The sequence below is a fragment of the Chamaesiphon sp. OTE_20_metabat_361 genome, from assembly GCF_031364565.1.
This window is the reverse complement of the sequence record NZ_JANLWO010000881.1, coordinates 1-3946: the sequence shown is the minus strand read 5'-3', so window position 1 is coordinate 3946 and position 3946 is coordinate 1. Positions and strand designations below refer to the sequence as shown.

The window sequence follows — 3946 nt, the reverse complement described above, 5'->3', positions numbered from 1 at the left end:
ACTGATTCTACTCGGTAAATGTGTCGAGCCAGCCGCCCAAATTGCCCCCGCAAACACCTCATTTGGCTATATCACTGCGCCCAAACCACCCCAACCGCAGATCCTCGCCCCACAAGTCAGCTCCAATCTGCGCATCTTAGTCGCCGAAGACAATAAAGTCAACCAAAAAGTCGCCCTCAATCAGCTCAAAAATCTCGGATATACCGCCGATCTCGCCTGTGATGGCGAAGAAGTCCTCGCCAAAATTGCCGTTCGAGACTACGATGTAATTTTAATGGACTGTCATATGCCGCGACTCGATGGCTATGCAGCGACCAAAGAAATTCGGATTCGTGAAGGTAACATGCGACATACCGCCATCGTCGCTTTGACAGCCAGTGCCATGAAGGAAGATCGCGAGTTAGCCATGTTAGCTGGGATGGATGACTTTTTATCCAAACCCGTTCGCAAAGACGAACTTTCAGCCAAGATTACTCATTGGACGCAAGAATTGTGGCAACCACCGCCGGAAACGATTGCCATCTCTGTAGATAGCAACTCAGATGCAGCCCGTTCGGATTTGAGCGCGCCGTCAACACACAGCGATGGTACGCTCGGGGCTTCAGTAGATATAGACTACCTCCGGCGCATCTCCGAGGGCGATCTGGATTTCGAGCGCCAGATCCTGCAAGTCTTTGTCGAAAATACCCAAGCACAACTACGCCAGATCCATGTCGCAATTGCCAACCATGACTCAGCCACGATCGAACATCTCCTCCACACGATCGAAAGCGCTAGTGCCAATGTCGGCGCTGTAGCGATCCAAGAATTAATCGGTCGATTAGATAAAATTTTTACCAACAATCTTTTCGACGATTGCACCTTAACATCACCAGCAGCCATCTATCCTCTCCTCGACGAGATCGAGTATCTCACCACTGCGATCTCCCAAATGCACCAACCCCAAATTCATCTTGGGGAAAAGATGTAGGCAAAAGTTGTTCGATCGAGACAAAATAGGGAATAAGCGCAAAAACAAGCATCGCTCTGCGCTTGACATTGATGGTGAGCGAAATTATTTCCTCAAAAAACCTGCGCGACGGGCACAGCTAAAGCTGTTCGCAACTCCTGCAATAATGACTCCAAAAACATTAAGTCATTCGTCAAATCCGCAATTTCATCCTCAGACAACATTTCTGAATCCGATTGACTGTGATATGCTGCAATCCGAAATTCTAATGCTTCCGCGATCGATCTCATCGCTTTTGGAGATAAATTCATCATCATCATTTTTCTCAACTTATTTTGTAAAACTGCTCGCCAAGTGACTGTAACGCCTGTCGATATTCATCCAATGGCATTGAATAGCTTGGTTCCCATAGCCAATGATCTCCATAATCATTTACAACTCGCAGCTCGCTCGGAATCTCAGCTTCTCGATCGAGCTTCCACCAGTTTCTACCGTTCCCCCGGACAGAGAATGTCGAAATACCACCTGAATTTGCAGCTACCCATATTTTATCGCCATCCTCGTACAGATCGATATCCTTAGCTCGAATATGCTCCAACCTAGCAGAAACAGCATTGCCCATGCGATATAAATCGACTGGTGTTCTCCTCACATCCTCATCTCCGAAATTTTGCCTACTGAATAAAATACCGCATTCGCCCTACAGCCTCTAAAAGTTTGCTCTAAAATAACCCGATCGCTTCAATAATTTCTGTGCTATCATAAAGGAGATTCGGCCCCGCGCGGTCGTAACGCCCAAACCTTGTCAGGACTGGAAGGTAGCAGCAACATGGGATGCTTATAACAGGCGTGGAAGTCGAGTCATAAAAGTATTTTTTCGATCGCACCGAACGCCGACCATCGCTACATATCGGCAACCCGTACCAGTACTTACCTAGCCATAGCCACGAGCGAGCGTCTATCATAAAAGATGAGATAGCTCAAACAATAATCATCATTACCTTAAGAAGTTAACTATGGCTGGTTTAGGCGATATCGTCCAAAAAGCGTTTTATCTTGGTGTCGGGCTAGCAACTACGGCTGGAGAACAAGCGGGCGAGACACTCTCATCTCTCGGCGTTCAGGCTCAAAAACTAGCTGATGAAATGGTCGCCAAGGGTGAAATCACCACCGAAGAAGCTCGAAAATTGGTGGATGACATGGTCAAATCCGCCCAACAGCAAAATTTAGGTCAAGCGCCCAGTAGCACTACCGAACGCGCTCAAAAAACTACCGAGCCACGGCGGATTGAAATCGTCTCCGATAGCGAAGCGCCATCCTCCCCCTCACAATCACCCGAACACATCAGCGACATGCGGAAGCAAGTAGAAGCCTTGCAAGAAGAGCTAAAACGGATGAAAAACTCTTAGAACTGTACTTACTCACATCTTTCACCAATGTATAAAGACTGGTTGAATCGTAGATAGTCGAGTACCCTGAGCCTAGACTAAGCACTAGTATAGTTAAACTGGTGCAAGATGTGAGCTTAGTTTTCAACAGCAGGGACGATCGAGCGATCGCCCCTGCATTTTGGCGATCGCGATCGACATCAATTATCGCGACAAATACGAAAGAGCCGTGCGAACTAGTTTAAGATCGAAACTGGAGCGAGAATCTAAATATTAAAATTGTGGTTAAAATTGGCATCCTCGGACTGGGTACCGTCGGTACTGGAACAGTTCAAATTTTACAAGATCTGGTGGGACGACATCACCTGCTCCAAGCTATTGAAATTCAGCGAGTAGGCGTCAGATCGATCGACAAACCGCGTGCTGTCGAGTTGCACCCAGATTTAGTGACAACCGACCTCCACTCGATCGTTACCGATCCCGAAATCGAAATTATCGTTGAAGTATTGGGTGGGATCGAACCAGCCCGCAGCCTGATTCTCACCGCGATCGAACATGGCAAACATATCGTCACTGCCAACAAAGCCGTTATCGCTAGATTCGGCGACGAAATCTTTACCGCTGCCAATCAAGCTGGTGTATATGTGATGCTAGAAGCGGCTGTGGGCGGGGGTATTCCCGTCATTCAGCCGCTGAAGCAATCGTTGGGGGTCAATCGGATTCAACGCGTGACTGGGATTATCAATGGTACGACTAACTATATCCTCACCCGGATGACCGTCGAAGGTGGCGAATTTGCCGATATCCTCGCCGATGCTCAAAAGTTGGGCTATGCCGAGGCAGATCCGACCGCTGACGTGGATGGATTGGATGCTGGGGATAAAATTGCGATTTTGGCATCGCTCGCCTTTGGCGGCAGAATCAAGCGCGATAACGTTAATTGCGAGGGGATTAGCAAAATCGGTGCGGCGGACATTGCCTATGCTGATAAACTAAATTTTGTCATTAAGTTACTCGCGATCGCCGAGCGCGTCGAAGATGGCGCAGTCTCCGTCCGCGTCCACCCCACCTTCGTCCCCAAAGATTATCCCCTAGCGACTGTTAATGGCGTCTACAACGCGATTCTCATCGAAGGCGAACCCCTCGGACAAGTGATGTTATTCGGCCCTGGTGCAGGGGCTGGGGCGACAGCTTCGGCGGTTGTCTCCGATCTGGTGGCGCTCGTCGGTGTCATCCAATCCAAACCCAGCCGTGAAGATGTGGTAAATTCACCAAATACGGCACTACATCCGCTGCTGAGTTGCAGTCACGATCGCTATAGTCCGATGGCTCCATTATCCAGCCTGCGCAGCAGTTTCTACGTCAGATTCTCGTGTATGGATGTGCCGGGGGTCATCGGTGAGTTAGGCACCTGCTTTGGCTCGCATCATGTCAGTATCGAATCGATCGTCCAAACTGGATTCCAAGGAGACCGCGCCGAAATTGTCGTCGTCACTCACGATGTCTCTGAAAGCGATTTCAGCTCGGCATTAGCCGAAATCAAGCAACTAGACGCGATCGCTAGTATCCCCAGTATTATTAGAGTACTTTAGTGAATAGTGGATAGTGG

Annotated in this window: 5 protein-coding genes and 1 other RNA gene; 4 read left to right on the top strand and 2 right to left on the bottom strand. The window is 48.8% G+C overall.

Annotation, left to right across the window (positions count from 1 at the left end; translation table 11 throughout):
* Positions 1 to 970, top strand: a 970-nt coding sequence (locus tag RMO35_RS24745) for a response regulator (protein WP_309745349.1), incomplete at its 5' end; no start/stop codon positions are given.
* A 92-nt stretch (positions 971 to 1062) separates the two neighbouring features.
* Here RMO35_RS24745 and RMO35_RS24740 read toward each other — a convergent pair.
* Complete coding sequence (locus tag RMO35_RS24740) at positions 1063 to 1239, bottom strand: hypothetical protein (protein ID WP_309745347.1); 177 nt, start codon at positions 1237 to 1239, stop codon at positions 1063 to 1065.
* A gap of 35 nt (positions 1240 to 1274) precedes the next feature.
* Positions 1275 to 1601 carry a hypothetical protein gene (locus RMO35_RS24735; protein WP_309745345.1) on the bottom strand — a complete coding sequence of 109 codons (327 nt, stop codon included), beginning with the start codon at positions 1599 to 1601 and terminating at the stop codon, positions 1275 to 1277.
* A 117-nt stretch (positions 1602 to 1718) separates the two neighbouring features.
* Here RMO35_RS24735 and ffs point away from each other — a divergent pair.
* From ffs to RMO35_RS24720, 3 genes are all read left to right on the top strand, one after another.
* Positions 1719 to 1815: signal recognition particle sRNA small type (ffs, locus tag RMO35_RS24730), an RNA gene on the top strand.
* Positions 1816 to 1965: 150 nt separating this feature from the next.
* Positions 1966 to 2358: a hypothetical protein gene (locus RMO35_RS24725; RefSeq protein ID WP_309745343.1), complete on the top strand. Its 393-nt coding sequence runs from the start codon at positions 1966 to 1968 to the stop codon at positions 2356 to 2358.
* A 257-nt stretch (positions 2359 to 2615) separates the two neighbouring features.
* Complete coding sequence (locus tag RMO35_RS24720; RefSeq protein WP_309745351.1) at positions 2616 to 3929, top strand: homoserine dehydrogenase; 1314 nt, start codon at positions 2616 to 2618, stop codon at positions 3927 to 3929.
* The last annotated feature ends 17 nt before the right edge of the window (positions 3930 to 3946 follow it).